Annotated in this window: 23 protein-coding genes and 1 riboswitch; of the genes, 14 read left to right on the plus strand and 9 right to left on the minus strand. The window is 70.0% G+C overall.

Translation table 11 applies throughout. The annotated features are described in order from the left end of the window. Nucleotides 1-304 precede the first annotated feature (304 nt). The 6 genes from J2X21_RS10545 (at nucleotide 305) to J2X21_RS10570 (ending at nucleotide 6,416) form a co-directional block, all read left to right on the plus strand. Nucleotides 305-3,859: a hypothetical protein gene (locus J2X21_RS10545; RefSeq protein ID WP_310328173.1), complete on the plus strand. Its 3,555-nt coding sequence runs from the start codon at nucleotides 305-307 to the stop codon at nucleotides 3,857-3,859. Continuing rightward, on the plus strand, nucleotides 3,856-4,152 hold the full coding sequence (locus J2X21_RS10550) for a hypothetical protein (protein ID WP_310328177.1): 297 nt from the start codon (nucleotides 3,856-3,858) through the stop codon (nucleotides 4,150-4,152). Before J2X21_RS10545 ends, J2X21_RS10550 begins: the two co-directional genes overlap by 4 nt. Nucleotides 4,153-4,192: 40 nt before the next feature. Next, the gene (locus J2X21_RS10555) at nucleotides 4,193-4,567 is read left to right on the plus strand and encodes a hypothetical protein (RefSeq protein WP_310328180.1); all 375 of its coding nucleotides are present in this window, start codon (nucleotides 4,193-4,195) and stop codon (nucleotides 4,565-4,567) included. 100 nt (nucleotides 4,568-4,667) lie between these two features. Continuing rightward, on the plus strand, nucleotides 4,668-5,039 hold the full coding sequence (locus J2X21_RS10560) for a hypothetical protein (protein WP_310328183.1): 372 nt from the start codon (nucleotides 4,668-4,670) through the stop codon (nucleotides 5,037-5,039). Between the two features lie 160 nt (nucleotides 5,040-5,199). Then, a complete protein-coding gene (locus J2X21_RS10565; RefSeq protein ID WP_310328185.1) occupies nucleotides 5,200-5,496 on the plus strand; it encodes a hypothetical protein in 297 nt (98 codons plus the stop codon). A gap of 683 nt (nucleotides 5,497-6,179) precedes the next feature. After that, the gene (locus tag J2X21_RS10570; RefSeq protein WP_310328188.1) at nucleotides 6,180-6,416 is read left to right on the plus strand and encodes a hypothetical protein; all 237 of its coding nucleotides are present in this window, start codon (nucleotides 6,180-6,182) and stop codon (nucleotides 6,414-6,416) included. A 38-nt stretch (nucleotides 6,417-6,454) separates the two neighbouring features. Here the strand turns inward: J2X21_RS10570 and J2X21_RS10575 are convergent, their stop codons facing one another. Both J2X21_RS10575 and J2X21_RS10580 read right to left on the minus strand, forming a co-directional pair. Then, nucleotides 6,455-7,075 (minus strand): ANTAR domain-containing response regulator, encoded by a 621-nt coding sequence (locus J2X21_RS10575; protein WP_310328189.1) that lies wholly within the window; start codon nucleotides 7,073-7,075, stop codon nucleotides 6,455-6,457. Nucleotides 7,076-7,104: 29 nt separating this feature from the next. Further along, nucleotides 7,105-8,100 (minus strand): TRAP transporter substrate-binding protein, encoded by a 996-nt coding sequence (locus J2X21_RS10580; protein WP_310328191.1) that lies wholly within the window; start codon nucleotides 8,098-8,100, stop codon nucleotides 7,105-7,107. 116 nt (nucleotides 8,101-8,216) lie between these two features. Here J2X21_RS10580 and J2X21_RS10585 point away from each other — a divergent pair, with 116 nt between their 5' ends. From J2X21_RS10585 to J2X21_RS10595, 3 genes are all read left to right on the plus strand, one after another. Then, nucleotides 8,217-10,118, plus strand: a complete 1,902-nt coding sequence (locus J2X21_RS10585) for a sensor histidine kinase (RefSeq protein ID WP_310328194.1) — start codon at nucleotides 8,217-8,219, stop codon at nucleotides 10,116-10,118. Beyond that, on the plus strand, nucleotides 10,111-10,728 hold the full coding sequence (locus J2X21_RS10590) for a response regulator transcription factor (RefSeq protein WP_310328196.1): 618 nt from the start codon (nucleotides 10,111-10,113) through the stop codon (nucleotides 10,726-10,728). Before J2X21_RS10585 ends, J2X21_RS10590 begins: the two co-directional genes overlap by 8 nt. Before the next feature lie 166 nt (nucleotides 10,729-10,894). Beyond that, complete coding sequence (locus J2X21_RS10595) at nucleotides 10,895-11,236, plus strand: hypothetical protein (protein ID WP_310328200.1); 342 nt, start codon at nucleotides 10,895-10,897, stop codon at nucleotides 11,234-11,236. A gap of 84 nt (nucleotides 11,237-11,320) precedes the next feature. On the opposite strand, the gene J2X21_RS10600 is transcribed toward J2X21_RS10595, so the two are convergent. Next, nucleotides 11,321-13,093, minus strand: coding sequence for a S53 family peptidase (locus tag J2X21_RS10600; RefSeq protein ID WP_310328204.1), 1,773 nt, complete (start codon nucleotides 13,091-13,093; stop codon nucleotides 11,321-11,323). 48 nt (nucleotides 13,094-13,141) lie between these two features. Further along, nucleotides 13,142-13,229, minus strand: a riboswitch (cyclic di-GMP riboswitch). A gap of 241 nt (nucleotides 13,230-13,470) precedes the next feature. Between J2X21_RS10600 and J2X21_RS10605 the strand changes: the two genes are divergently transcribed. Beyond that, nucleotides 13,471-14,631, plus strand: coding sequence for a sensor histidine kinase (locus J2X21_RS10605; RefSeq protein ID WP_310328208.1), 1,161 nt, complete (start codon nucleotides 13,471-13,473; stop codon nucleotides 14,629-14,631). Further along, complete coding sequence (locus J2X21_RS10610) at nucleotides 14,628-15,383, plus strand: LytR/AlgR family response regulator transcription factor (protein ID WP_310328211.1); 756 nt, start codon at nucleotides 14,628-14,630, stop codon at nucleotides 15,381-15,383. Before J2X21_RS10605 ends, J2X21_RS10610 begins: the two co-directional genes overlap by 4 nt. Here the strand turns inward: J2X21_RS10610 and J2X21_RS10615 are convergent. Beyond that, nucleotides 15,370-17,574: a molybdopterin-dependent oxidoreductase gene (locus J2X21_RS10615; protein WP_310328215.1), complete on the minus strand. Its 2,205-nt coding sequence runs from the start codon at nucleotides 17,572-17,574 to the stop codon at nucleotides 15,370-15,372. The genes J2X21_RS10610 and J2X21_RS10615 overlap by 14 nt on opposite strands. Before the next feature lie 151 nt (nucleotides 17,575-17,725). On the opposite strand from J2X21_RS10615, the gene J2X21_RS10620 reads away from it, so the two are divergent. Continuing rightward, on the plus strand, nucleotides 17,726-18,322 hold the full coding sequence (locus J2X21_RS10620; protein WP_310328218.1) for a 2OG-Fe(II) oxygenase: 597 nt from the start codon (nucleotides 17,726-17,728) through the stop codon (nucleotides 18,320-18,322). A gap of 23 nt (nucleotides 18,323-18,345) precedes the next feature. On the opposite strand, the gene J2X21_RS10625 is transcribed toward J2X21_RS10620, so the two are convergent. From J2X21_RS10625 to J2X21_RS10645, 5 genes are read right to left on the minus strand one after another with little or no spacing between them, the layout of a single operon-like run. Continuing rightward, nucleotides 18,346-19,116 carry a LytR/AlgR family response regulator transcription factor gene (locus J2X21_RS10625; RefSeq protein WP_310328221.1) on the minus strand — a complete coding sequence of 257 codons (771 nt, stop codon included), beginning with the start codon at nucleotides 19,114-19,116 and terminating at the stop codon, nucleotides 18,346-18,348. Then, complete coding sequence (locus J2X21_RS10630) at nucleotides 19,113-20,162, minus strand: sensor histidine kinase (RefSeq protein WP_310328223.1); 1,050 nt, start codon at nucleotides 20,160-20,162, stop codon at nucleotides 19,113-19,115. The genes J2X21_RS10625 and J2X21_RS10630 overlap by 4 nt, the downstream gene beginning before the upstream one ends. Next, nucleotides 20,159-21,256: a sensor histidine kinase gene (locus tag J2X21_RS10635; protein WP_310328226.1), complete on the minus strand. Its 1,098-nt coding sequence runs from the start codon at nucleotides 21,254-21,256 to the stop codon at nucleotides 20,159-20,161. Before J2X21_RS10635 ends, J2X21_RS10630 begins: the two co-directional genes overlap by 4 nt. Before the next feature lie 55 nt (nucleotides 21,257-21,311). Next, the gene (locus J2X21_RS10640; RefSeq protein ID WP_404666565.1) at nucleotides 21,312-21,725 is read right to left on the minus strand and encodes a PilZ domain-containing protein; all 414 of its coding nucleotides are present in this window, start codon (nucleotides 21,723-21,725) and stop codon (nucleotides 21,312-21,314) included. Nucleotide 21,726: 1 nt separating this feature from the next. Beyond that, nucleotides 21,727-22,161 (minus strand): hypothetical protein, encoded by a 435-nt coding sequence (locus J2X21_RS10645; RefSeq protein WP_310328228.1) that lies wholly within the window; start codon nucleotides 22,159-22,161, stop codon nucleotides 21,727-21,729. Between the two features lie 100 nt (nucleotides 22,162-22,261). Between J2X21_RS10645 and J2X21_RS10650 the strand changes: the two genes are divergently transcribed. After that, complete coding sequence (locus J2X21_RS10650) at nucleotides 22,262-22,828, plus strand: DUF1134 domain-containing protein (protein ID WP_310328230.1); 567 nt, start codon at nucleotides 22,262-22,264, stop codon at nucleotides 22,826-22,828. A gap of 53 nt (nucleotides 22,829-22,881) precedes the next feature. Then, nucleotides 22,882-25,779, plus strand: a complete 2,898-nt coding sequence (locus J2X21_RS10655) for an adenosylcobalamin-dependent ribonucleoside-diphosphate reductase (RefSeq protein ID WP_310328233.1) — start codon at nucleotides 22,882-22,884, stop codon at nucleotides 25,777-25,779. Nucleotides 25,780-25,782 lie beyond the last annotated feature (3 nt).

A 25,782-nucleotide genomic window follows, 5' to 3' on the forward strand; every position in this document is an offset into this window, starting at 1 on the left:
AGTGCCGGCCGATTCACAGCCGGCCGGCCCGAGAGGTCTGCGCCATTGCAGGCCTCGAACCCCTTTCAGCAGGTTGCGTGCCAGCTTTTTGCTGCGCCTCGCGCGGTCGATTTGCACGCGCATGGCGCACGGCAAGCGTTGTCGCGAGCCATTTGCGCCGGGGCGGTGCGCAGATGCACAGCGCGTGTTGGTGCGCGGCGCCCAGGGCATGGGCGCGGTGCATTTTTAGGAGCGGCCGCAATTGCCCGCGCCCGGGGCCGGCCGGTTCAATGCACCCATCTGAATACCAAACCAGGGAGAGCCCATGAGGCTGGACAACTACAGCGTCGCGGCGTTCGAAGCCTTCGAGCCCGTGCATGGCGACGCCGATGCGCCTTGGCATGGCGCACCCGAAGCGCAGCCCGAGCCTGCGCCTGTGCCGGCCGAAGAAGCGCCCAGCCAGTTGCTGCATGACATGGCCCAGCAGCGCCCCGTCTTCGTGCTGTTGCCCGAGGCGGGCCCGCAACGCCGGCTGCCGCGCTTGGACGATGGCGATCGCTGGGCGCTGAGGGACCGCCATTCCGGTGGCGGGCTTGAGCACTTCGAACCGTTCGAGCGCGACAGCGATGCGGGCGGCGAACTGCCCAGCCAGGCCCCGCCGCCCGCACCGTTCGCCGAGGCGCCTGCTCCCGTCCCCGCGCCCGAGCCCGCCGTGCCCACGCCGCCCGCTCCAGCGCCTGTCGAAGCCGCGTTGCCAGTGGAAGCGCCGCCGCCCGTGGCGGAGCCCGCTCCCGCCGCCCCACCTGTCGTCGCCGGTGCGGCCACTGTCGAGCTGCCGCTGGGCCCGGCCGTCGACCGGGGCTGGCTGCAGCAGCGCGAGACCGGCTTGGAGGCCGTGCGCGCCGACTTCGAGGCCGCCCGCGAAGCCGCTCGCAGCGCGCCACCCGCCGATGTGGCGCAGGCCGCCGGCACCGGCTGGGCCCCCGCGCCCACCGATGGCGACGGCAACCCCATCAACGGCGCCGTCCTCGTGCCCGACGCGGCTGCCGCGGCCGCGCAGCCCGAGTTTGTGCCGGCGTGGACGCTGCGCGAGGGTGGCGGCATGCCCGCCCCGCAGGGGCAATGGTTGAGCTTCGACGACGTCGCCTACGAGCGGACCTACCGCGAGCGCCTCGCGGCCCACCCTGAAACCTCCGCCGGCCTGAACAAGCTGGCCCAGCTCTACGGCCAGCCGGTGCAGCAGCTGCTCGGCGCCCATCCCGAGCTGTGGGCGCTGGCCACGCAGGAGCATGCGCTCAACGCCGGTGCTCCGCCCCAGCCCGGCGTGGCCATGGGCGATGCCCGCGCCCTCGGACAGCTGGACCTGTATCTCGCCGACCCCTTCATCACCCGGCTGCGCGATCAGCTCGGCGGCACGCCCGCCGCACCCACCAGCGGTCTGGCGCTGGAGCAGCAGCGCCTGTACGGCGCCGAGCGCCATGCCGAGCTGACCCAGCTCAGCCAGGCCATGGCGGCCGTGCGCCAGACCCACGCGGCGGCCATGCAGGCCGCGCGCGACGGCGGCGGCGCGGGCTGGATCGAGGTGCCCCTGCAGTTCGGCACCGACCCCGAGACCGGCTGGCCCACGGGCATCTACCAGACCGTCAGCAACGGCGACAGCTCCGAGATCGTCCGGGACGCCAACGGCGTGCCGGTGCTGGCCACCCAGCGCGTCTTCGACGAAGCGCTGTTCACCAACGCCTGGCTGGCTGAAGGTGCGAGCTCGGGAGGTTTGGCCCAGGAGGCCTTCGCCCGCTTCTATGGCGGCGCGCACAGCCAGATCGTGCTGCAGCACGACCAGAGCGAGAGTGGTGGCCCGCCGCGCTGGGTCAGCCAGCCCAGCCTGGACAACCCGGCCGTCGGCCTGGATGCGTGGAGCGGTGTGTACGACGGCGAGTTCGTCAGCCTCGACCTGAACCATGCGCCGCGGCTGAACGACGACACCGCCATCGGCTTTGACCCGCAGCTCGGCTGGGTCACGTCGCGCGACAACCTCTACGAGCACCGCAGCTGGTTCGACAAGGCGCTGCCCATCGCCTTCGTGGCGTTCACGGCCTGGGTGACCGCCGGCGCCACGGCGGGCATGGGCTGGGTGGGCGGTGCCATCACCGGTGCCGTGGCCTCGGGAGCCAGCGGGCTGGTCAACGGCAACCTCAGCCTGAAGGGCGTGCTCATCGGCGCTGTCAGCGGCGGGCTGGCAGCCGGCCTCACGCCAACGCTCACCAGCACGCTGAAGGACGCCGGCATGGGCGCGGCCGCTGGTGTGGCCGCGCGCATGACGGTGCAGGGCGGCATCCAGGCGCTGCTGGGCGGCAGCTTCAAGGACGGCGTCATCGCCGGCTTCGCCAGCGGCCTGGCGGACCTGGCCAGCGCCAACATCGCAGAAAACATCCAGAAAGCCGTCGATGCCGGCACGATGAGTGCTGCCGAAGCGCTGGCCGCTCGCACCTTCAACACCATGCTGAGCAGCGCCATCCGCGCGGCGGGCTCGCCGGATGACCCGGCGCATGCGTTCGCTCAGGAGTGGCTGGGGGCGCTGATGCAGGAGCACCTGCCGGCGCCTGTCGCGCCGCCCGCGCCTGCACCCGATCCGGATGGGGTGCAGACCTTCCCAGTGCCGGACCCGGGGGCCGTTGAGGTAACGCCGTTGCCGCCTGGCGGGTTGGTGTTCGATGACGAAGGCAATCTGATGCCTGGAGTCGTTGATCCCGAGGCTTCTGCTGTCGACAACGCTGGGGTGATCTACCAGCGCTTGCTCGATCAAGGACTGACCCAAGGCGAGGCAGCGGAAATGGCGGTGCACTACTTGGAGGAGCAAGTGCCGGCCCGGCCGTCAGTCGACCCGAGCCTGGCGGCCGAATGGGCTGGACTGAGTCCGCAGGAACAGCAGGACCGCCTTGACGAAGTGCAGCGGCAGATCGAATGGGAATTGAACGCGGACATCGTCCGGCACCAGTCGACGCTCAGCCCGGAAGAGTTGATGCAGTTGACGGGCGGTGGCGGCAAGGGTGGGGGCGCGGTGTCCATCGCGGTGAATGGCCGATGGGATGCTGCGCTCAACGCCGCGAGCGATATCGCGGGTCTTGCCCAGCCGCTACTGGAGTTGCAGGGCGATCTGCAGAAACTGCAGAGCCTGCAGGCCGAGTCGAAGATCGCGGATCTTCGTGCCCGCATGCGGGCTGCAGGCATGCCGAACGTGTCGGAGAACTACCAGATGGCCCTGGTTCCAGGGCCAGGTGGCGCGGCCGTCACGGTGCGTGACTACGGGGCCACCGTCGATCAACTGCGCTCGGCCTACAACGACTTCCTGACCGACCGGCGCTATACGGAGACTTGGGGAGGCAACTGGCGCGAGCTCCGTATGGGGCGGTCGCAGATGACGGTGCCGGAATTCGAGACCAAGGTGCTGCAGTTGCAGCAGGATGCGACGAACCAGGCCTACGAGGAGGGGAGGCGCCTGATAGGCAGCAAAGAACTGCCCATTAGCCCTAAGGGCTTCGCGCACACATTGGGCAGCTACATCGATGAGAAGGTTCGGCTGGAGCTTCGTCAGTTCGGCAACGTCGAGAAGCTTCCCGATGCGGCTGGGAGCAACCTTTTTGCGGTGAACCGTCGGATCAGCGGTGGCGGCTTGGCGGGAATTCCGGACTTGCGCATCGGCGGCAACCTGATCTCGGATGTCAGCCTAGCGCCGAAGAACGGTACTTACGAGCAACTGCAGCGCTGGAATGCCATCAGGCCCAATGACACGCTGATCATTCGTCCCGATGCCATGGGCGGCGCGTACGTCGTGCCGAGAAGCACAATTCCCCGCATCAACAAGCCAGGAACGCCAGGATGAACAAACGCGAAGCCCTTCAGCTGTTTATCGAGGACGTTGCGGGAGGTACTTCTCAGCCGCCGGACGAGTATCAGGAGTGGAACTCCATCGGCTACGCGGGACATCGCAGCGACCTGCTCGAGCACTGGCGCGTCGCCAGGGACGGCATCAAACGGGATCTGGACAAGGTGCCGCAGATTGACGAACTGTTGGAGCAGGCCCTCGCATCGTTCGATCGCGGTGAGCGTCAGCCCGGGCGGGGACTCATGGTGAAGATATATGTTCTGCTGACGCAGCCCACCAGGATTGCCTGAAATCTCAAAAGCGCCTAGAGGGCGGCAGCTCAATCTGGACGTGACCAAACTCGACGAACTCGTTACGCAGATCGCGCTGACGCTGCATCGATCAGCGCCGAACGAGCGCTGGGCCAGGCAGGCCTACAGGATCGCCGCCCCCGAGGACGGCAGCTACAGGGCCGAGGTCTATTCCTGCTGGTTGAGTGATGGCTCGTTGGCCTACGACTTCCCCTCAGAGCCTTGCGAGTCGCAGATCGGTCAACTGGCAATGAACCACTGGCGCCAGACCGTCGAACTCGGCCTACCGCGCTGGTACACGATGACCGTCCGTGTCGAGCGGACCGGCAAGTTCACCTTGAACTTCGAGTACCTGGACGAGTATCCGGAGGGCGGCATCCATCGTCCCGTGCCACATCCACGTTGGGTGGACTGAAACGTGGTGGCGGCAGATTGAGCTGCACCAACCTCCGTGTCAGTCACTGGTCGATGGTCAGCAGGTAACGCGAACGTTCCCCAATAAGCTCGGAGGTTGAATGCAAACCGCTTTGGAACAACTGGATGACTTGCAGCAGTTGATCGCGCTTGCGCTTTTCGAATCCATCTCCATCAAGGGATGGGTTCTTGCCAAGTTGATGGCGAGATATTCCCCGGGTGGTGTGGGAGCGCTGGACTTCCATACCCGGTCGTCGGCTGGCGTGTCCCGTGAGATGCCAGCAGACGATCATTTGGACAGGTTGACCCTGCTGACCATGAAGCACTGGCGGCTGACTCAGGAACTCGGACTGCCGCGCTGGTACATGATGACTGTCAGCTTGCAGGCTAGCGGCAAGTACGCGATAGATTTCGAGTACCGCGATGACTACCAGGAAGGGGACATCATGAAGCCGCTGGTTGAGGTTGACTAGTTTGTCCACCGGTGGTGCTGGCGAGGGTGCCGCTGAGCGGGTCCTCGTTGAACTTGACCGCGCGACAGCGGCCGTCGTCCGTCATGTCCATGCGGAGGGCGACATCGTGAAGCTGCTCGACTGAACCTCGTCTACGGTGCGGCACTCGACTGGCGCCAGCATGAACAAACGCGAAGCCCTGCAGCTGTTTGTCGAGGACGTTGCCGGAGGCACCTCTCAACCGCCTGATCAATATCAGGACTGGTACACGCCCGGCTATGCGGGCCACCGTGCCGACCCCATGGCGCACTGGCGCGCCGGCCGCGAGATCATCAAGCGGGATCTCGACAAGGTGCCGCAGATCGACGCGCTGCTGGAGCAGGCGCTGGCCTCGTTCGACAAGGGTGAGCGCGAGCCCGGCCGGACCTTGATGTGCGACATCTACAACCTGCTGACCCACCCGACGCAGATCCGCTGAGGGCGTTCAGTCGCAGATGGCTGGGCAGCGTCCACCCGTCACTCGGCGCGGCCGCCACAGCACTGCACGCGGGAACAACCTGACAGCGGCCCGCGCCGGATCGGCCTCATCTGCAAGACGCAGTTCTAGGAGCGCCCGCAACTGCCCACCCCTCTGCCGGGCGATTCAATGCTCGCTATACAACATGAACAGGGAGTGCCCGATGAGGCCGAGCCGCCACAGTGCCACCCGCCGGGTGGCGCTTCTTCTTGCCGCCACCCTCGCTCTGGCCGGCTGCGCCGGCCTCAAGCCCATCGAGCCCCAGCCCGGGCAGTTGCAGGCCATCCGCTCCATTGCGGTGGCTACGTTGCCCGAGCCACCGCCGCTGGCAGTGCGCAATCTCAAGCACCCCGCCTTCGCTCTTGGCGCCCTCGGCGGCGCCATCGTGGAGGCCGACTGGGCCGACAAGCAGGCGCGGCTGGCGCAGCGGATGCAGCCGCTACCTCCTGCGCCGGCTGCGGAGTTCCGCGAGCAGGTGGTGGCGCATCTGCAGCGCCTGGGTTACGAGGTGCGCCCCGCCGCGCGGCCCTGGCAGCCCAAGGCGCAGGAGCGACCAGGCTTTGACCCCGCCGCCGTGGCCGGCGGCGCGGATGCGCTGCTGGTGCTGGAGCCCCGCATCGCCGGCTTCGTCGCCGCGCCGGGGCATGACTATCTGCCGACGCTGCATGCCGATGTGCGGCTCTACGGCCGCGCCCCTGCTGCAGGCCACCTACGCGACCGGCTGGGCGCCCGACCAGCAGCAACTCAAGTCCACCACCACGCGCGGGCGCGAGTTCGGCAACTTCGAGTCCTTGACGGCCGACCCCGAGGCCACCGCGCAGTCGCTGCAGCAGGCCGCCCGCCTGCTGGCCGGACGGGTGGCGCAGGATCTGCAGCGTTGATGCCGCCTGCTGGTGCGCGCCCGCCCCAGCCCGGGTCCTCAGCGCGGCCGCAGCAGCTGATCCGCATCAATCAGGCGCATCGCCACGGCCGCCATGGTCTGGCCGCCGTCCATCGCGATCTGGCGCAGGCGCTGGAACGCAGCCTCTTCATCCAGCCCCTGCTCGCGCATCAGGATGCCGCGCGCGCGCTCCACCAGCTTGCGCTCGGCGAGCTGGGTCTGGGTCTGGCGCAGGTCGCGCTGCAGGCTCTGGTCGTGCTCGAAACGGGCCAGCGCCAGCTGCAGCAGTGCGCCCAGGCGCTGCGGCGGCAGGCCGGCCAGCTGCAGCGTGCTGATGCCGGCGTTCAGCGCCGAGCGCATCTGCTCGGCCGTCATCTGGTCGGCGAACAGCAGCACTGGCCGGGGCTGCTGCTGCAGGGATTCACCCAGCTGGGCCAGCAGCGCGGGCGTGGGCTGCTCGCAGTCGATCAGCAGCAGTTCGGGCGACAGCCGCGTCAGCGCGGCCGGTAGTGCGTCGGGCTGGACGGCGAGATCGATGACGTCGACGAGTTGGCAGCGCAGGCGGATCAGCTCCAGCCGGATCACGGGGCTGCGGCGCTGGCCGGCGTCGGCCAGCAGCACGCGCAGGCCGGGCAGGGCAAGGGACGGGGGCGTGTTCATGCCCCAGTGCAGTGCAAGTCCCGTGCCGCCTATTTGGGCGCACTGAAACCGGTCGCCCGGTAGGCCGCCTCGATGGTGGCCTTGCCGACCCGCGTCTCCATCTCCTTGTGCACCGGCATCAGCGCCTTCTTCCACTCGTCCATCTCGGCCGGCGTGGGCGTGTAGATGCGGGTGCGGCCGCTGGCACGGATGGCCAGCAGCGCCAGGTCGTTCTCGTCGCTGGCGATCGCGTTGGCGTAGGTCGTGGCGTCCTTCAGCGCTGCCTCCAGCGTGTCGCGCACGTCGGCCGGCAGGCCATCCCAGAACTTCTTGTTGACGATGACCGCATAGGCCAGGTGGCCGTGGTTGGACAGGGTCATGTGCTTTTGCAGCTCGTGGACGCGCTGCGTGTAGAGGTTGCTGGGCACGTTCTCGGTGCCGTCCACCAGCCCGCTCTGCAGCGCCTGGCGCACCTCGCTGAAGGCCATCACCTGCGGGATGGCACCCAGCGCGCGCATCTGCGCGTCCAACACCTTGCTGGACTGGATGCGCATCCTCAGCCCCTTGAAGTCGGATGCCCGGTGCAGCGGCCGGTTGGCGCTCATGATCTGAAAGCCGTTGTCCCAGTAGGCCAGGCCCTTGATGCCCTTGGGCTCCAGCCGGCGCAGCAGCTCGGCGCCCAGAGGGCCGTCGGTGACGGCGCGGAAGGCCGCCGTGTCCTTGAACAGATAGGGCAGGTCGAAGACCTCGAACTCCTTGACGCCCAGCGGCCCGAACTTGGCCAGCGACGGCGCCAGCATCTGCACGCTGCCCAGCTGCAGCGCCTCCATCTCTTCCTTGTCTTTGTAGAGCTGGCTGTCGGCGTACACATCCACCTTCACGCGGCCGCCGCTGCGCGCCTCGACCAGCTCCTTGAAGCGTCGCGCGGCCTTGCCCTTGGGCGTATCGGGCGCCACCACATGGCTGAACTTGATGACGATGGGCGGCTGCGCCCCGCCGGCCACGGGCAGGCTCAAAGCGGCGGCGAGCACGAGGCGGCGCAGCATGGTTGTCTCTCCAGGGCCGGATGCTTTTATGCAGCCGGATTTTGCGGGCAGGTCGCGCCAGGCGATTTGCGGAGTTCCACATCGCTACCAGCGCTGACCCTTCTTAGACTGCGGGGATGACGGTGCGAGCGTTCCTGACCCGCAGCCTGTGGCTGGCGCCGCTGGCGCTGTCGCTCGTCTTCGTGGCGGGCGTGCTGGCCTGGGTGCGGGCCAACGGCATCGAGGAGCAGGAGCTGCAGCGCCAGACGCTGATCTCCGACGCGCTGAGCACCGAGGTGCAGCTGCGCAGCCGCATCGACGAGGAGCTGCAGCAACTGCGCCTGATCGCCACCGGTCTGGCCGGCCGAACGCCCAGCACGGCCGTGCTGGAGGCGCACCCCGAGGTCAACGCGGGGCTGCGGCGGCTGTGGCTGTCGGTCACCTGGCTGGACTCGCGCAACCGCGTGCTGGCCGAGGTGCCGGGCCGCTCCAGCGCCAACCGCTACGAGGACGGGCTGTCGCTGCACCTGACGGCACCGGTCGCGCCGGACGGCGTGCTGGTGGTGCGTTACGCGCCGGCACTGCTGCTCAAGCACGGCGTGCCCTGGTGGCTGGCGCGCAAGTACGACCTGCAGCTGGTGGACAGCGCCGACCAGGTCATCGCGTCCAGCACCGAGTCGCCGCTGCGCGCCGCGCAAGGCCCCCGCCCCAGCTACCGTGTCGCGCTGACCGGGCCGCTGCGGGCCAGCCCGCTGGCCGAGGCCACATTGGCCGACGCGGCGCTGGAGCTGACGCTGCGCGAGCCGCTGCCCGATGGCGTGCGCCCGCTGGCCTGGGTGCTGGCGGCCGGCTTCCTGCCGGCGATCGCCGTTGCCAGCTGGCTGCTGCGCCGGCAGATGCGTCGCGTGCAGCGCGCCGAGATCGCCGGCCGCACCGAGGCCGCCTGGCGGCGCTCCATGGAGGACTCGGCGCTGGTGGGCCTGCGCGCCCGCGACCTGGACGGGCGGTTGCTGTACGTGAACCGTACGCTCTGCGACATGGTGGGCCTGAGCGCCGAGCAGCTGGTGGGTCTGCTGCCGCCCATGCCCTACTGGCCACCGGACACGCTGGACGAGGTGGCCGAACGCAACCGCCGCGTGCTGGCCGGCGACGCGCCGCGCGACGGCTACGAGTCGCGCTGGCTGCACAGCAGCGGCCGGCTGCTGGACGTGATGGTCTACGAATCGCCGCTGGTGGACGCCGGCGGCCGCCAGATCGGCTGGATGGGCAGCATCATCGACATCACCGAGCGCAAGCGGCTGGCCGAGCGTGAGCGCCGCGAGGTCGAGACGCTGGCCCACAACGCGCGGCTGACCATGCTGGGCGAGGTGGCCTCCACGCTGGCCCATGAGCTGAACCAGCCGCTGACGGCCATTGCCAGCTACAACGCCGGCATCAGCAATTCGCTGGCCAAGCTGGGCGTGCAGGACGAGCTGGTGCTGGGCGCGCTGCAGCGCCTGGGCCAGCAGGCCGAGCATGCAGGCCGCATCGTTGCGCGCATCCGCGAGTTCCTGACCCGGCGCGAGCCGCGCCATGAGCGCTGCGATCTGAACGACGTCGTCACCGCCGCGCTGGACCTGCTGCGCCGCGACTGCCAGCGCCGCGGCATCGCGCTGGACGTGGTGCTGGCGCCCGGCACGCCGGCCGTGCAGGCCGATGCGGTGCTGATCGAGCAGGTCGTCATCAACCTGGTGCGCAATGCGGCCGATGCGCTGCAGGCGCGCGAGTCGGCCCGCCAGATCACGGTGGCCAGCCGCGTCGTGGGCGAGTTCGTGCGCCTCGACGTGCGCGACAACGGCCCCGGCCTGCAGGGCCGCCGCATCGAGCAGCTGTGCGCGCCGTTCTACACCACCAAGATCGAAGGCATGGGCATGGGCCTGGCCATCTGCCGCTCCATCATCGAGGCCCACCACGGCGTGCTGGACGCCGAGGAGGCGGCCGGCGGTGGAGCGCTGTTCTCCTTCAGTCTGCCGCTGACACCGGAGCTTTCTCATGCCTGATACCCGCCAAGGCACCGTCCACCTGGTCGACGACGACGCCGGCGTGCGCGACGCGCTGGCTTTTTTGATGCGCTCGCGCGGGCTGGACGTGCGGGCCTTCGCCAGCGGCCCGGCGCTGCTGGAGGTGCTGGACAGAGAAGGGCCACCCAAGGGCATTTTTCTGCTGGACGTGCGCATGGAGCCCATGAGCGGCACGCGGCTGCACGACGAGCTGCTGGCGCGCGGGCTGAGGAACCCCGTGCTGTTCCTGACCGGCCATGGCGACATCCCCATGGTGGTGGCCGCGCTGAAGAACGGCGCGTTCGACTTCCTGGAGAAGCCCTACAGCGACAACGCGCTGGCCGACCGCGTCGCGCAGGCGCTGGCGGTGGACGCCGCCATGCAGGCCGAGGGCGCCCAGGCCGCCGAGCGCAGCGCCCGGCTGGCCAGCCTGACCGACCGCGAGCGCGAGGTCATGGCCCGCGTGGCCGCTGGCAAGCTGAACAAGATCATTGCGGACGAGCTGGGCGTGTCCATACGCACCGTGGAGGTTCACCGCGCGCGCGTGTTTGCCAAGCTGGGCGTCAGGTCGGCGGCCGAGGTGGCGACGCTGCTCGCAGCCAAGGGCTGAGGCGCGCGCCCTGGGCGCCATCGCGAGGCATGGTTTCCCCCTGCTGGCGCAGCTTGGCCCAGGCCTGGGGCAAAAATACTGGAAAACACGTATAGAAAAGCTGGCATGGGGTTTGCACTAGTGGGTTGCCGAGGCGACTGGCCTCGGGTTTAAAGGAGTACCCACCATGAAGAATCTGCGACCGCTCACCCTGTCGGCCGCCCTGCTCGCCCTGATGACGCTGACCGCGCCCGCGAGTGCCCAAGAACCCACCGTGCCGGCCGTGACCGACCGGGTCATGCTGCGCCTGGCCCAGGGCGAGTACCTGCTGGACGACGGCCGCACGCTGCGCGTCCATGTCGGCGTGCGCCGCGTGGGCGTTGCCGTCGACGAGACGCCGCTGGAGAACTGGCGCGCCGAGAACAGCGAACTGCTGGTCAGCCCCGACGGCATGCGCCGCGTGCGCCTGCACCGCAATGTGGACGGCAGCGTCGACAAGGTGCAACTGGAGACGGACCGCCTGCGTTGATCGCGCCGGACGGAGTTACCACGCCGCCTTCGGGCGGCGTTGTTGTTTCTGGCCTTCGGGCGGCGTTGTTCTTTTTGGGGTCGGTTACTTCGCGGTGATCGTCACCGCCACCGTGCCGGTGGCCGTCTGGCCCAGGTTGTCCTTCAGCGTCACCGTCAGCGTGTAGCTGCCGGTCACCGGCTTGGGCCAGCTGACGGCGATGGCGCCGCTGGCCGCCGTGAACGTCATGCCGCTGGGCACGCCGGCGATGCCGATGGACAGCGAACTGGAGCTGGGCGCGCTGTAGCCGATGCTGGCGCTCATGGCCTGGGCCGCCACGCCGCTGAGGCGGGTCGTCGTCAGCCGCGGCGCCGTGACGGTGGTGGGCGTCGTCGTGCCGCTGGCGGCGGCACCCAGACTGGTCAGCAGCGCACCGGCGTTGGGCGTGCCCCAGCCGGTGGGCGTGTCGTAGCCCGTCACGGCGGCGCAGGTGGCGCACGTGCCGTGGCTGCCGGTGGTCACGTCCTTGAAGGCGGCGGCGTAGACGGTCGGCACCGCACCGATCTGCTGGTAGATCGCGGCATGCGTGGGGCCCAGCGCGGCCTTGCCATTGGCGGCGCGCATCGCGTTGGCGATGGCGACCAGGCCGGCCCACTGCGGCGTGGCCAGGCTGGTGCCGCCGGCGCTGATCCAGCGCGTGGCGGTCGTGCCGGGCGCGATGAGGGCCACGTACTGGCCGGAGTTGGGGTCGGCGTTGAAGGCCACGTCGGCCACCGCGCGGCGCGCATAGCCGCCGATGCTGCCGCTCTGGTAGCTGGGCAGCGCCACATAGGCGCTGGTGCCGCCGCCGGTGCCGCTCCAGGTCGTTTCGCTGCGCGTACCGCTGCCGCTGCCGCTGTAGGTCAGCGTCGTGCCGCCCACGGCCAGCACCTTGCTGGACACCGACGGCCACAGCACCTGCGTGCCGTCGTCGCCGGTGGCGGCCAGGTAGGTCATGCCGGCGGTGGAGAAGGCGCTGTCGTAGCCGGTCGTCCAGCTGCCCTCGGCGGCGCCGAAGCTCATGGACACGACACCCGACCCCATCTTGTTGGCCAGCGCGACGGCGTTGGACAGACTGCTGACGCTGGCGTCGGGCGCCTCGATGAGGACGATGCGCGCCAGCGGTGCGATGGCGTGCGCCCATTGCACGTCCAGCGCGATCTCGGTGGCCCAGCCGCTGTCGTAGGCGGGGGCCGTGGCGGTGAGTGCGCCGGCGGCCGTGCTGTAGGCGATGACCAGCTCGCAGGCGCTCTTGGACGCGGCGGCCAGCGGCAGCGTGGCGGTGGCTGCCAGCGTGCGCGTGGTGCACGTGGGCAGGCCGAACTTGCTGTTGAACGCGGCCAGCTCGGCGGCGATGTTGGGGTCGTGCTTAGCGTTGACGATGTAGATCGTCTGGCCGGCGCCCAGCTGCGCGGAGGACGCCGTCAGCGCCGGCAGGCCGTAGGCGGCGCGCACCTGCGCCGGCGTGTAGGTCGTCACCACCGTGCTGGTCGCCAGCGGCGCGGCCTCGCCACCGGCCAGCGCGCGGCGGCGCACGGCGGCGTCCAGCACATCCAGCGTCAGGCCCTTGGTGGACAGGCCGGACGAGGCAAGGGTGCGGTGAGGCTCGATGGCGTTGTCGGGCTCGTCCAGCTCCACGGCGGCGGCGTGGAAGCTGGGCTGGGCCAGCGCGCCGGCGGCTGGGTCGTCTAGGCCCACGCTCAGCGTGGCGCTTCCGGGTAGCTCGGCGGACTGGGTCGTCACGCTGGCGTCGCTGCTGCTGCCATCGCCGCCTCCGCAGGCGGTCAGCGCCGCGGCGGTCAGGAGGCCCAGGGTCCAGGAGAGGGAGGTGCTGCGCATGGCCGGGTCTTGCAGTGAAGAGGGCCACGCCCGACAAGACCTTGCGGCCTTGGCGGCCCCGCTGCCATGGCACTCGATGTGCGGTAGGCCGGAAGCTTTGCGTCCCCGCCTTTCGACGGGTTTGCCCTCTGGGTTGATGGAAAGCAGTCTAGGCGCGGGGGCTTGAATGTGCGTGTCGCCCCGCCAAGGGCGCGTGACATCTGCCGCGTTGCCTGGGGCGGACTGTGACCGCGGCGCGTGTCTGGCGTTGAGCCGCTTTGTGTCCAGCGGGACACAGGCGGCGCTTCGTGCAGGTCCGGCGGTGTTTCATGCAGCGCCAGATGCGATTCGCCGGTCCATCGACAGCGGCCCCTTGGCCCGCCCCTAGATTGCCGGCCATGCACACCACCAACCCCCTCGCCACCGGCAACCGCTTCCAGCGCTGGTACTACCGCTGGGCCCTTCCGCACTACGAGCGCATCGGCCGCGACGAACCGACGCTGCGCGAGCGGGTCGAGCTGGCCGATGCCTACCTCTACTCCCGCCAAGGCCCGTGGGCCTGGGCCGGTTGGCTGCTGGTGCTGGTCGGCGCGGCCCTTTGGCTGCACGACCAGGGGCGCGGTTGGGGTGAAGCACTGGGCATTGCCGCAGCCGTCTGGATCGGGCTGAGCGTCGCGCTGCTGGGCGCCTGGCTGGCGCCGCAGAAGATGGCACCCAACAAGCTCGTGCGCGGCTTCGTGCGTGGGTTGGCGGTGGGTGTGACGGCCGCCGTGCTGGTACGGATGGGCATGCACGGCCTCGACGCCGCGCTGGATGTCGAGCGCCTGCAGCGCATGTTGTTCGCCATCGTGCCCATCGGGGGGGGCATCCTGCTGCTGCTGGGCGTGGTGGCCCGCGCCGGCCGCGCGGCGGGCGAGCGCCAACTGGCCCGCCTGCAGCTCGTGGCCGAACGCGACGCCGCCGCCCGCGCCGCCGCCGAGGCCGACCTGCGGCTGCTGCAGGCGCAGATCCACCCGCACTTCGTCTTCAACACGCTGGCCACGCTGCAGCACTGGGTGGACCGCCGTGACGAGCGCGCCGGCCCGCTGCTGCGCGAGCTGACCGGCTTCCTGCGTCGCAGCACCGAGATGCTGGGCCGCCCCACGGTGCCGCTGGCCGACGAGGTGCAGACCGTGCGCCACTACCTGGCCATCCTGGATGCGCGTCTGGCGGGGCGCGTGCAGGGCGAGATCCACGTGCCGGCCGCGCTGATGCCACGGGAGCTGCCGCCGGGCCTGCTGCTGACGCTGGTGGAGAACGCCGTCGAGCACGGCCTGGAGCCCCGGATAGGCGCCGGCCGGCTGCGCCTGGAGGGCGGCCACGAGCCGGACGGTCGCTGGTGGCTGCGTGTCGACGACGACGGCCTGGGGCTGGCCGATGATGCGGCCGACGACGTGGGCCTGGCCAACCTGCGCCAGCGGCTGAAGCACCACTTCGGCGACCGTGCCGGCTTCACGCTGCAGCACCGTGCCGAAGGTGGCACCCGTGCCGAGATCACCATCACCCCGGAGACCCTGTGACCCGCATCCTGATTGCCGACGACGAACCCGCGCCCCGCGAGCAGCTGGCCGAGGCGCTGGCACTGGCGTGGCCCGAGGCCCGCATCGTGGCGCAGGCCGAGCACGGCGCCGACGCCTGGGACCAGTGGCTGGCGCACGAGCCCGATGTGTGCTTCCTGGACATCCGCATGCCGGGCCTGTCGGGCATCGACGTCGCGCACCGCATCGCCGGCCGCTGCCCGGTGGTGTTCGTCACCGCGTTCGGCGACCACGCGCTGCAGGCCTTCGATGCCGGCGCGGTGGACTACCTCGTCAAGCCGCTGGACCCCGAGCGCCTCGCGCAGACCGTCGCGCGGCTGAAGCAGCGCCCGGCGGCCGACGGCGACGCGCTGCAGCGCCTGCTGGCGCAGCTCTCCAGCAGCCAGCGCCGCCCGGCCTGGCCCGACACGCTGCAGGCCGGCGTGGGCAAGGAGGTGCGGCTGATCCGCGTTGCCGACGTCGTCTACTTCGAGTCCGACAGCCGCTACACGCGTGTCGTCTACGCCGAGGCCGGCGAGCAGCGCGACGCGCTGCTGCGCACGCCGCTGAAGGACTTGCTGGCCCAGCTGGACCCGGCGCGCTTCCAGCAGGTGCACCGCTCCACCGTGGTGGCCAGCGCGCAGATCGCCAGCGCCGTGCGCGACGACGACGGCGGCATGCTGCTGCGGCTGCGCGGCTCGGCCGACACGCTGGCCGTGTCGCGTCCCTTCCAGGGGCTGTTCAAGGGGCAGTGATCTCCACCGCGATGCCGCTGAGCACGGCGTTGCCGCTCAGCGGGTCGCGCGCCGCGTCGTCCAGCAGCGCGTTCATGTTGACGCCGGGGCGCTCGCGCGCGACGGCCAGCTGCACGCCGTCCAGGTCGTGACCCCAGCCGTGCGGCAGGCTGACGACGCCGGGGCTCATGTCGGCGCTGCGCTCCACGCGTGCGATCAGCTCGCCCACGGCGCTCTTGACCTTGGCGAACTCGGCCAGGCCCAGCCGGTCGGCATCGCCCGGGTTGACCAGCAGCGTGCAGCGCTCCGGGCCCTTGGCCAGCACCGGCAGGTTGTGCATCCAGCTGTTGCCCGAGCGCGTGTCGCGCCGGCCGATGAGGCTGAACGCGGGCGCGGGCTGCGTCGTCACCTGGGCCAGATCGGCCAGGATGGACGGCGGCGCCAGCTCGACCTTGCCGCTGGGCGTGCGCAGCAGCTCGGGGATGCGCGGCGTCAGCGCGCCCAGGTCCACGCCGCCGCTTTCAACGGTGCTGGCGGCCTTGACCTTCGCGAGGTTGATGCCATCGGGCTTGCGACCGAACTGGTCGCCGAAGGGGCCGATGCGCAGCTGCAGGTCCACCAGCCGCTCGGGGCCGCGCCAGGGCTGCAGCGCGGCCAGCACGGCCGGCGTCTGCTCGCCAGCAAAGCGGCGCACGTCCGATTCAATCGCCTCGTCGTCCAGCTGCTGCACGTCGACATCCAGGCCGCGGCCTTCCAGCAGCGCGCACAGGCGCAGGATGGTCTGCCACTCCTGCGGCGTGCCTGCGGGGGCGTCGAACACCGGGCCTGAGAAGCGTGCGTGGTTGCGGTAGCTGAGCTGCGGGAAGGCCACGTCGAAGTGCAGGTCCTCCAGCGGCGACAGCCCCGGCAGGATGACGTCGGCATGGCGGCTGGTCTCGTTGACGTAGATGTCCAGACTCAGCATGAAGTCCAGCTGCTCCAGCGCCTTCGCGATGCGGGGGCCCCCCGGCGCTGACAGCACCGGGTTGCTGGCCACCGTGATCAGCGCGCGGACCTGGCCGGGGCCGGCGGTCTCGATCTCTTCGGCCAGCACGGTGATGGGCAGCTCGCCGAACACCTCGGGCGCGCCGGACACGCGGCTCGCGCGCCGGCCGGTCGTCACGCCCTTGCCGCTGCCAGGCTTGCCCTGCGTGTTGGACGCAAACGCGGCGGACTTCGCGAACATCGCGCCGCCCTCGCGATCCAGGTTGCCGGTCAGCACATTGATGAGGTCCACCAGCCAGGAGTTCACCGTGCCGAAGCGCGTCGTGCAGGTGCCGATGCGGCCGTAGACCGCCGCATGGGGCGCCGCGGCCAGCTCGCGCGCGATGCGGCGCTGCACGTCGGCCGCGATGCCGCAGCCGGCGGCGGTGACTTCGGGCGCGAAGGGCTGCAGCGCGGCGCGCGCTTCTTCCAGCCCGTTGACGTGCTCGGCCAGCCGGCCCAGCTTCAACAGCCCCTCGCCGAACAGCGTGTGCGCGATGCCGGCCAGCAGCAGCGCGTCGCCGCCGGGGCGTATGGCCAGATGCTCGTCGGCGGCCGCGGCCGTCTCGCTGCGGCGCGGGTCCACGACGACGATGCGCCCGCCACGCGCGCGCATGGCCTTGGCCTTGCCGCGGTAGTCGGGCACGGTCCACAGGCTGCCGTTGCTGATCATGGGGTTGGCGCCCAGCATCAGCAGGTAGTCGCAGCGCTCGATGTCGGGCAGCGGGATGCTCAGCCAGTGCCCGAACATCAGGCCGGCGCTGAGCTGCTTGGGCATCTGGTCCAGCGTGGACGCGCTGAACACGTTGCGCGTGCCTAACGCGCGAACGAGGCGGGGCGTGTAGGCGAGGAGACTCACCTTGTGCGCGGCCGGGTTGCCGATGGTCAGCGCGACGGCGTCGGGTCCGTGCTCGCGGAACACGGGCAGCAGCCGGCGTTCGATCTCGGCAAAGGCCTCGTCCCAGTTCGCCTCGACGAACTGGCCGTCGCGCTTGATCAGCGGCGTGCGCAGCCGGTCGGGGTCTTCATGCAAGTCCTTCAGGCTCACGCCCTTGGGGCACAGGTAGCCGTGGCTGAAGACGTCGTTGGCCGCGCCGCGGATGCTGATGACCTGGGCGCCTTCGGTCTTGATCTCCAGGCCGCAGCAGGCCTCGCACAAGGGGCAGATGCGGTAGTGGCTGTCGGACATGGGGGGTCTCCTGTTTTCAGGGATTCTGCGGCGCTGGAACAGGGGACAGCGTCAAGCCGGCGACAAGGGTTTCCCGGGACCCGGTCCCGATGCCGACGTCGAAGCCGGTCGGCATACTCGGCGCCGTTTTGCCGATGCAGGAGTGTTTGCCATGGCCGTGATCCACGGGCGCGATGCGCTGTCTGATGCGACGTTGCAGCGCCTGTTCCAGTACATCGAGGCGCGCCGCAAGGACGCCTGCTGGAACACCAACCTGAACATCTGGGACGCCGGCATCGTGCACCAGAGCGCGCCGGTCATGCTGCATCCCATCGAGCAGGCCTTCTCCAACGACCTGCTGGCGGAGCTGCACGAGCGCGGCAAGCTGCCCTACCGGCACGAAGGCGTCACGGTGATGTTCTACGCGTGGCCGGCGGGCAGCTACATCCCGTGGCACAGCGACTTCATCGAGAAGTACTCGATGACCATCTACCTGAACCAGGAGTGGAACCCCGACCACGGCGGCGCGTTCTGCTGGCAGGACTGGGGCCTGGGCATCGAGCGCCATGATTGGTCGGCACCGCCGGTCAAGTGCCAGATGATCCGGCCGCAGTTCAACGCCTATGCGCTGATGACCGACACCGAGTGGCACAGCGTGACGATGACCACGCCCAACGCGCCGCCACGGCTGACGCTGCAGCTGTTCCTGCCGCGACCCAAGGCGGACGTGCCGCCGGCGCCGAAGCCGGGCGGGATGTCGATGTCCTAGCGGACCGTCAGCTGCCGGAGAACTCACATCTGCCGAAACAGATGCGTACAGCTCTCGGCAACGAGCAGCATTTCATTGCCATGCTTGAGCTTGATCTGCATGCGCCCGCGGAAGTCGCGGCCCACGCTGGCGATCGAGTTCACGTTGACCAGGGTGGAGCGGTGGATCTGCCAGAACTGCTGCGGGTCCAGCTCGTCGATGAGCTCCTTCAACGGCTTGCGGATCAGCGCCTCGCCATCCTTCAGCCCCAGCCGCGTGTACTTGTTGTCGCTCTGGAAGAACATCACTTCGTCCACGGTGATGAGGCGCAGCGTCTGCCCCACCGACGCGTTGATCCAGCGCAGCGGCGCGCGGCCGGCCGACGCCACTGGGCGGGTGTCCAGCTGGTCCAGCACGCCGCCCAGCCCGGCGGGTGGCTGGCCTTGGCCCAGCCGCGCCTTCAGCCGCGTGATGGCGGTGAACAGCCGCGCGCCGGCCAGCGGCTTCAGCAGGTAGTCCACGGCGCCCTGGTCGAAGGCGGCGATGGCGTACTGGTCGTAGGCGGTGACGAACACGACATGGGCGCGGCCGTTGGCCTCGCGGGCCACGTCTATGCCCTTGGCGCCGGGCATCTCGATGTCCAGGAACAGGATGTCGGGGCGGTGCTGGTCCAGCAGCCGCAGCGCCTCCAGGCCGTCGGCGGCCTCGCCGACGATGCTCAGCTCCGGCCACAGCTTGCCCAGCTGCTCGACCAGCTCGCCGCGCAGCGCTTCCTCGTCTTCGGCAACAACGGCCGTGGGTGCAAACAGGCTCATGTCGGCAGGTTCAGGGTGAACTCGGTGCGCCCGTCGGCGCTGTGGCAGCTGAGTTTCGCGTCCAGCACGGCCAGGCGCTCACGCAGCGAGGCCAGCTCGGCGTCGTCGCTGCACAGGCCGGCTTCATCGAAGCCCAGGCGCAGCGGCGGGCCAGCGCGCAGCCAGCAGCGGGTCGGGTGGCCCAGTCGCAGTGCGCGCTGCACCAACGGCAGCAGCAGCATGGGCGGCAGGCAGCGGTTGCCGTGCGGGCCTAGCTCGACGTCCAGCGTGGGCGGCGTGCCGCCCAGGTCGCGCAGCAGCGTCAGGTAGCTGGCGATCAGCTCGGCCTCGCCGGCCAGCGAGGCGCCGGTGTCGCGCAGCCGCGGCAGCGCCACGCGCAGGTGACCGATGAGCCGCTCCAGCCGTGCGCTGGCGTCGGGATCCTGGCGCGCATAGGCCTGCTCCACGGCGATCAGCGCGTCGAACAGCAGTTTGGGGTCCACCTGGGCCTGCATGGCCGCCAGCTGCGAGGCCAGTGCGTTGCGGCGCAGCTGGCTGTGCTCGCGCAGCAGGTCCTGCACGGCCTGGTCCTGGCGGCGGCGCAGCGCGCGGAACTCCAGCACGCCCACGATCATCAGCGCCGGCATGAACACCCACAGCGCGTCGCCGATGAGGGCCGTGATGCGGTGGTTGGTGCATTTGTTGGGCTTGCCGTGGAAGGCCACATAGAGGTCGCACATGGACGGCCAGGGCATCGCGGCGATCAGCGGGTAGATGATGGCGATCGCCAGCACCGAGCCCAGCAGCGTGGCCATCACCAGGCGCGCGCGCCGCGCCGGGTGGATGGGGCTGCTGCGCGCAGCCGGCAGCCAGCACAGCAGCAGCACGATGCAGCTGAGCAGCGGCACGCTGAGGTGGCGGGCCAGCACCTGCGGCAGCTGGTCGCCGGGGTTGAACTCCAGCAGCGAGGTCAGGTCGACGGCGCCGAACAGCAGCCCCGCCGTGACGAAGACCAGCGCCTCCTGCCAGCGCAGCGAGGCCCAGGAACGCAGCAAGTGGCGGATCACGACAGAGCCTCCGCGGGCAGGCGCACGCGCGCGATGACGCCGCGCGGCTGGGCCGCCTCCAGCTCCAGCGCGGCCGCGTCGCCGAAGCGGGCCGCCAGCCGCGCGCGTGTGTTGGCCAGGCCCACGCCTGCGCCGCCGCTGGCGCTGCCGAAGCCCTGGCCGTTGTCGGCCACCTCGATGCTGAGGCCGCCGCCGGGCTCCGGCCGGGCGCGGATCGCGATGTGCCCGCCCTGGGGCAGCGGCGACAGGCCGTGCTTGATCGCGTTCTCCACCAGCGTGGGCAGCACCAGTGTGGGCAGGTGGGCCGACAGCAGCGCGGCCGGCGCGTCGATGTCGAAGGAGAGCCGCTCGCCCATGCGCATCTGCAGGATGGCCAGGTAGTGGCGCACCAGCTCCAGCTCGTCGGCCAGCGTGGACTCATGCCGGCGCATGCCAGGCAGCGCGGCGCGCAGGTAGGCGATCAGAGCCACCAGCATGTTGCGGCCGCGTTCGGGCTGGGTCTCATACAGCCGCTTCACGTTGGCCAGCGTGTTGAACAGGAAGTGCGGCTCGATCTGCGCGTTCAGCGCCGACAGCTGCGCCTCGGTCTGCTGCGCCTTCAGCGTCTCGCGCTCGCGGAACAGCTGCGTCAGCTGCTCGCGGCCGCTGCGCTGTGCGCGGCTGACCTGCAGCAGCGCATAGGCCATGCCGCCCAGCAGCGTCCAGATCGTGATGGTGGACAGGAACCAGCCGGGCTTGAGCTTGTTGGTCGGGTCTTCCAGCAGCGTGATGGCCCAGCGAAAGTAGGTGCCCATCGCCGCCCCGGTGCCCACGGCCAGCGCCTGCAGCGTCAGGGACGCGGGCAGCTTCCAGCGCCGGCCGGCCAGCAGCGCCTCGGCCAGCGCCACCATCAGCAGCAGCGACACGCCGGTCAGCAGCGTCTGGCGGCTGAAGCGGATCAGCGAGAACAGGAAGTCGTAGAGGTCGCCGCGTTCTTCGCCATACCAGGTCAGCGAGCGCGACACCGCGTACAGCAGGCAGAAGTAATAGACGCCCGCCAGCATGCGCAGATTGCAGACGCGCCGAAAGGCTTGCAGTGGGGTCAGGTCCTCCATTGCACCCATTGTGGGCGGTGCCGCGCGGGCCGGGGCGCGATGCGACGAAGTCGGATCAGCTGGCGCCAGCCGCGGCAATCAGCGCCTTGAGTTCGCGTTCAGAAGCCGCCGCGTCGCCCAGGTTGACCTCGATGAGACGGCGCAGATGGGTGATGGACTCCAGGTCGATGCTGCGGCACAGCACGCCGGCATGGCCGCCCTCCACATGGGCCAGCTCCCCGGCCATCGCGATGGCCAGGCCGTCCTCAGGGTTTCCGAGTGGCAGCTTGACGAGGCAGGGCATGCCCACCTGCGGCACGGCGCCGGTGGGCAGCTGCAGCAGCACGCCCTTCAGCGACACGTCGATGACCTGGCAGTGCAGCAAGGCCTGCGTGGTGATCAGCTCGGCGCCGGCGGCGAAGGCGACGCGGGCGAATTGGCGGCGTTCGGTGCTGATGATGGTCTCCCCAGGGCGGGATGAAACGCCGATGCTAGACGAAGGTTTCCAACGCGCCAGCCCCGCCGAAGACGGTGCTGTTGTCCACTGCCTCCTGCAGTCGCTCGGGCGCCAGCGCGGCCAGGCCCATGGCTTCCAGCATGAACCAGGCGGCGCGCAGGAAGGCCACGGTCTCCTCGCGCACGGCGTCGGTCTGCGTGGGTTGGTCGTCCCAGCCGCGCTCGGCCGACTGCCGCGGCGCGACGACGGCTGGCCGGTGCGCGCGGGCCACGCGGGCCAGAAGCTCGCGGGTGTCCATGGTGGCGCTGGGGGCGTCGATCAGGCGCACCAGGTCGCCCAGCTGCTGCTCGGCGGCCGCCGCCAGTAGGCGCGCGGCCTGGTCGGCCCCGCCCGCCAGGTACAGGCCGGCGGCAAGGTCGACGTATTCGAGGGCAGCGGACAGGCGCTGCAGGTCGGGGTTGGACGACATGGTCCGTTGAGTCTAGGTTGTGTGCAGGGGCAAAAGGCGGCGAAAGTTCACGTTGCGTTGTTTATGCTGGGCCGCTTCGGGAATGTCACCAGGAGCCCCCATGATCGACCGCCGCCAGCATCTTCAACAGCTCGCCGCCCTGGCCGGCACGGTGGCCCTGCCGGCGCTGGCCACCGACGAGGACAGCACCTACGACGAGGATTCGGTGCTGAAGGCGGCCACCGAGTTCTTCGGCCAGACCACAGAGGGCCTGGCCAAGGTCATCGAGAAGGCCTTCAAGGAGCAGGGCCGCCCCAATGCCTATGTGAAGGGCCAGGAGGCGGGCGCCGCCATCACCGTGGGCCTGCGCTACGGCGAGGGCGAACTGCTGATGAAGGGCGGCGGCGCGCACAAGGTGTTCTGGGCCGGGCCGTCCATCGGCTTCGACCTGGGCGCCAACGCGTCCAAGGTGTTCACGCTGGTCTACAAGCTGCCCAAGGCCAGCGCGATCTACCAGCGCTTCCCCGGCGTGGACGGCAGCCTTTATTACATCGGCGGCGCTGGCATCAACTATCAGCGCCTGAACGGCATCACCCTGGCGCCCATACGCCTGGGCGTGGGCCTGCGCGCCGGGGCCAGCGTGGGCTACATCCACTACCGGCGCGAGAAGAGCATCAATCCGTTCTGACCGGATGCGCCGACAGGCGTAGACTGTATTTTCATACAGCATTTGGGGCGACCGTGAGCACGACCACCGACCTGCCCGTGCAGGACATTTCCAGCGAAGTCCTGATCGAGAAATACGCCAAGGGCGGCGAGCAGACGCCCGACGAGCTGCGCGAGCGGGTCGCCCGCGCGCTGGCCGCCGCCGAGAAACCGGCCGAACGCGCGAAATGGGCCGCCGCCTTCCTCGACGCCCAGCAACGCGGCTTCGTGCCGGCCGGCCGCATCATGTCGGCCGCAGGCACCGAGCTGTCGGCCACGCTGATCAACTGCTTCGTGCAGCCCGTGGGCGACTCCATCGCGACGCCCGAGGACGGCGTGCCGGGCATCTACACCGCGCTGACCGAAGCCGCCGAGACCATGCGCCGCGGTGGCGGCGTGGGCTACGACTTCAGTCGCATCCGCCCGGCCGGCGCCTGGGTGGGCTCCACGCGCAGCCATGCGTCCGGGCCCATCAGCTACATGCGCGTGTTCGACCGCTCCTGCGAGACGGTGGAGAGCGCCGGCAGCCGCCGCGGCGCGCAGATGGGCGTGCTGCGCTGCGACCACCCCGACATCGAGGCCTTCATCCACGCCAAGGACGAGGGCGACCTGCGCAACTTCAACATCTCCATCGGCGTGACCGACGCTTTCATGGAGGCCGTGCAGGCGGACGGCGTCGTCGAGCTGGCGCACAAGGCCCAGCCCAGCGCCGAGCAGATCGCGGCCGGTGCCTACCAGCGCGGCGACGGCCAGTGGGTCTACCGCAAGGTGCGCGCTCGCGAGCTGTGGGACCAGGTCATGCGCTCCACCTACGACCACGCCGAGCCGGGTGTGCTGTTCCTGGATCGCATCAACGCCGACAACAACCTGCACTACTGCGAGACGATTGCGGCGACCAATCCATGCGCCGAGCAACCCCTGCCGCCCTACGGCTGCTGCTGCCTCGGCTCCATCGACCTGACGCGCTTCGTGCGCGATCCGTTCTCGCCCAGGCCGCAGTTTGACGAGGCCGGCTTTGCCGAGGTCGTGGCCGTGGCCACGCGCATGCTGGACAACGTGCTGGACGTGACGCCCTGGCCCTTGCCCGCGCAGGCGCAGGAGGCCGGCAACAAGCGCCGCGTGGGCCTGGGTTTCACGGGCCTGGGCGATGCGCTGGTGATGCTGAACCTGCGCTACGACATGCAGGCAGCGCGCGACATGGCCAGCCGCATCAGCGAAGTCATGCGCGACGCGGCCTATGCGGCCAGCAGCGACCTCGCCGCCGAGCGCGGCAGCTTCCCGCTGTTCAACGCCGACCTCTATCTGTCCGGCGGCAGCTTCGCGTCGCGCCTGCCACAGGGGCTCAAGGACAAGATCCGCGCGCAAGGCCTGCGCAACTCCCACCTGCTGTCCATCGCGCCCACCGGCACAATCAGCCTGGCCTTTGCCGACAACGCATCGAACGGCATCGAGCCGGCGTTCTCGTGGACCTACACGCGCAAGAAGCGGCTGCCGCAGACCGAAGGCGGCGGCTTCAAGGAGTACGCGGTCGAGGACCATGCCTGGCGGCTGTACCGCCACCTGTTCGGTGCCGACGCGCCGCTGAGCGACGCCTTCGTCACCGCGCTGGAGCTGAGCGCGGCCGACCATGCGGCCATGGTGGCGGCCGTGGCGCCCTATGTCGACACGTCCATCAGCAAGACGGTCAACGTGCCCGCCGACTACCCGTATGAGGACTTCCAGGACCTCTACATCCAGGCCTGGCAGAGCAAGCTCAAGGGCCTCGCCACCTACCGGCCCAACAGCGTGTTGGGCTCGGTGCTCAGCGTCACGCCGGAGGTCAAGCAACCCGAGCCGCTGCGCGCCGAAGTCGACGGCACCAACCAGCGCCTGCGCGTCGAGCGCCTGCCCAATGCCGTCGTCGCATCGCTGCGCTGGCCCAGCCGCCCCGACATGCCCGGCGGCAACCCGGCCTGGAGCTATCTGATCCAGCATCCGCACGGCGACTTCGCGCTGTTCATCGGTGAGCTGCCGCTGGAAGGCCCCGACGCCGGTCTGTTCGGCCGCAACCTGCCGTTCGAGGTCTGGGTCAATGGCGCCGAGCAGCCGCGCGGCCTGTCAGCGCTGGCCAAGACGCTGTCCATGGACCTGCGTACCAACGACGCCGCCTGGCTGCGCCTGAAGCTGGACGCACTCGCCACCGTGGCCGAGGAGCGCGCCTTCGAGATGCCCATGCCGCCTAGCGGCGAGAAGCGGCTGTTCCCCGGCGTCGTGGCCGCGACGGCGGCGGTCATCCGCTGGCGCTGCGAGCAGCTCGGCGCGCTGGCCGACGGCGGCGCCACGCCGGTGGTGGACGCGATGTTCAGCCGCTACGAGCCGCGCACCGGCACGTCCGGCACGCTGGCCTGGGCGGTGGACGTGGACAACCCGGCCACCAACGAGCAGTTCACGCTGACGCTGAAGGAGGTGGTGCTGCCCACTCCGGACGGCGGCACGGTGACACGCCCCTGCGCGATGGGCTTCTCGGGCAACTACCCCAAGGCGCTGGACGGCCTTGCGCGCCTGCTGAGCCTGGACATGCGCGTGATGGACCCCGGCTGGATCGCGATGAAGCTGCGCAAGCTGCTGAACGTCGGTGAGCCGCTGGGCCACTTCATGGCGCCGGTGCCGTCATTGAACGGTGAACGCCGCCAGCAGGTCTGGCCGTCCACGGTGGCCTATGTCGCGCGGCTGGTCATCCACCGCTACGCGATGCTGGGCATCCTTGACGAGGCGGGCCAGCCGCTGGCCGACATGGGCTTGCTGCAGGCGCCGGCGCCCAAGCTGGCCGCATCCGCCGGCGCACTGCAGGTGCAGGCCGGCAAGCCCTGCCCGGAATGCGGCAACGCGACGATGATCCACAAGGACGGTTGCGACTTCTGCACCGCGTGTGGCTACGTGGGGCAGTGTGGCTGAGCG

The organism is Roseateles asaccharophilus, assembly GCF_031458115.1.
Classification (GTDB): domain Bacteria; phylum Pseudomonadota; class Gammaproteobacteria; order Burkholderiales; family Burkholderiaceae_C; genus Pelomonas; species Pelomonas asaccharophilus_A.

What these genes read in the sequence shown, in the direction of transcription:
- J2X21_RS10545 (WP_310328173.1), top strand. Translation starts at nt 305, where the DNA reads ATGAGGCTGGACAACTACAGCGTCGCGGCGTTCGAAGCCTTCGAGCCC.
- J2X21_RS10550 (WP_310328177.1), top strand. Translation starts at nt 3,856, where the DNA reads ATGAACAAACGCGAAGCCCTTCAGCTGTTTATCGAGGACGTTGCGGGA.
- J2X21_RS10560 (WP_310328183.1), top strand. Translation starts at nt 4,668, where the DNA reads ATGCAAACCGCTTTGGAACAACTGGATGACTTGCAGCAGTTGATCGCG.
- J2X21_RS10565 (WP_310328185.1), top strand. Translation starts at nt 5,200, where the DNA reads ATGAACAAACGCGAAGCCCTGCAGCTGTTTGTCGAGGACGTTGCCGGA.
- J2X21_RS10570 (WP_310328188.1), top strand. Translation starts at nt 6,180, where the DNA reads ATGACTATCTGCCGACGCTGCATGCCGATGTGCGGCTCTACGGCCGCG.
- J2X21_RS10575 (WP_310328189.1), bottom strand. Translation starts at nt 7,075, where the DNA reads ATGAACACGCCCCCGTCCCTTGCCCTGCCCGGCCTGCGCGTGCTGCTG.
- J2X21_RS10580 (WP_310328191.1), bottom strand. Translation starts at nt 8,100, where the DNA reads ATGCTGCGCCGCCTCGTGCTCGCCGCCGCTTTGAGCCTGCCCGTGGCC.
- J2X21_RS10585 (WP_310328194.1), top strand. Translation starts at nt 8,217, where the DNA reads ATGACGGTGCGAGCGTTCCTGACCCGCAGCCTGTGGCTGGCGCCGCTG.
- J2X21_RS10590 (WP_310328196.1), top strand. Translation starts at nt 10,111, where the DNA reads ATGCCTGATACCCGCCAAGGCACCGTCCACCTGGTCGACGACGACGCC.
- J2X21_RS10595 (WP_310328200.1), top strand. Translation starts at nt 10,895, where the DNA reads ATGAAGAATCTGCGACCGCTCACCCTGTCGGCCGCCCTGCTCGCCCTG.
- J2X21_RS10600 (WP_310328204.1), bottom strand. Translation starts at nt 13,093, where the DNA reads ATGCGCAGCACCTCCCTCTCCTGGACCCTGGGCCTCCTGACCGCCGCG.
- J2X21_RS10605 (WP_310328208.1), top strand. Translation starts at nt 13,471, where the DNA reads ATGCACACCACCAACCCCCTCGCCACCGGCAACCGCTTCCAGCGCTGG.
- J2X21_RS10615 (WP_310328215.1), bottom strand. Translation starts at nt 17,574, where the DNA reads ATGTCCGACAGCCACTACCGCATCTGCCCCTTGTGCGAGGCCTGCTGC.
- J2X21_RS10620 (WP_310328218.1), top strand. Translation starts at nt 17,726, where the DNA reads ATGGCCGTGATCCACGGGCGCGATGCGCTGTCTGATGCGACGTTGCAG.
- J2X21_RS10625 (WP_310328221.1), bottom strand. Translation starts at nt 19,116, where the DNA reads ATGAGCCTGTTTGCACCCACGGCCGTTGTTGCCGAAGACGAGGAAGCG.
- J2X21_RS10635 (WP_310328226.1), bottom strand. Translation starts at nt 21,256, where the DNA reads ATGGAGGACCTGACCCCACTGCAAGCCTTTCGGCGCGTCTGCAATCTG.
- J2X21_RS10645 (WP_310328228.1), bottom strand. Translation starts at nt 22,161, where the DNA reads ATGTCGTCCAACCCCGACCTGCAGCGCCTGTCCGCTGCCCTCGAATAC.
- J2X21_RS10650 (WP_310328230.1), top strand. Translation starts at nt 22,262, where the DNA reads ATGATCGACCGCCGCCAGCATCTTCAACAGCTCGCCGCCCTGGCCGGC.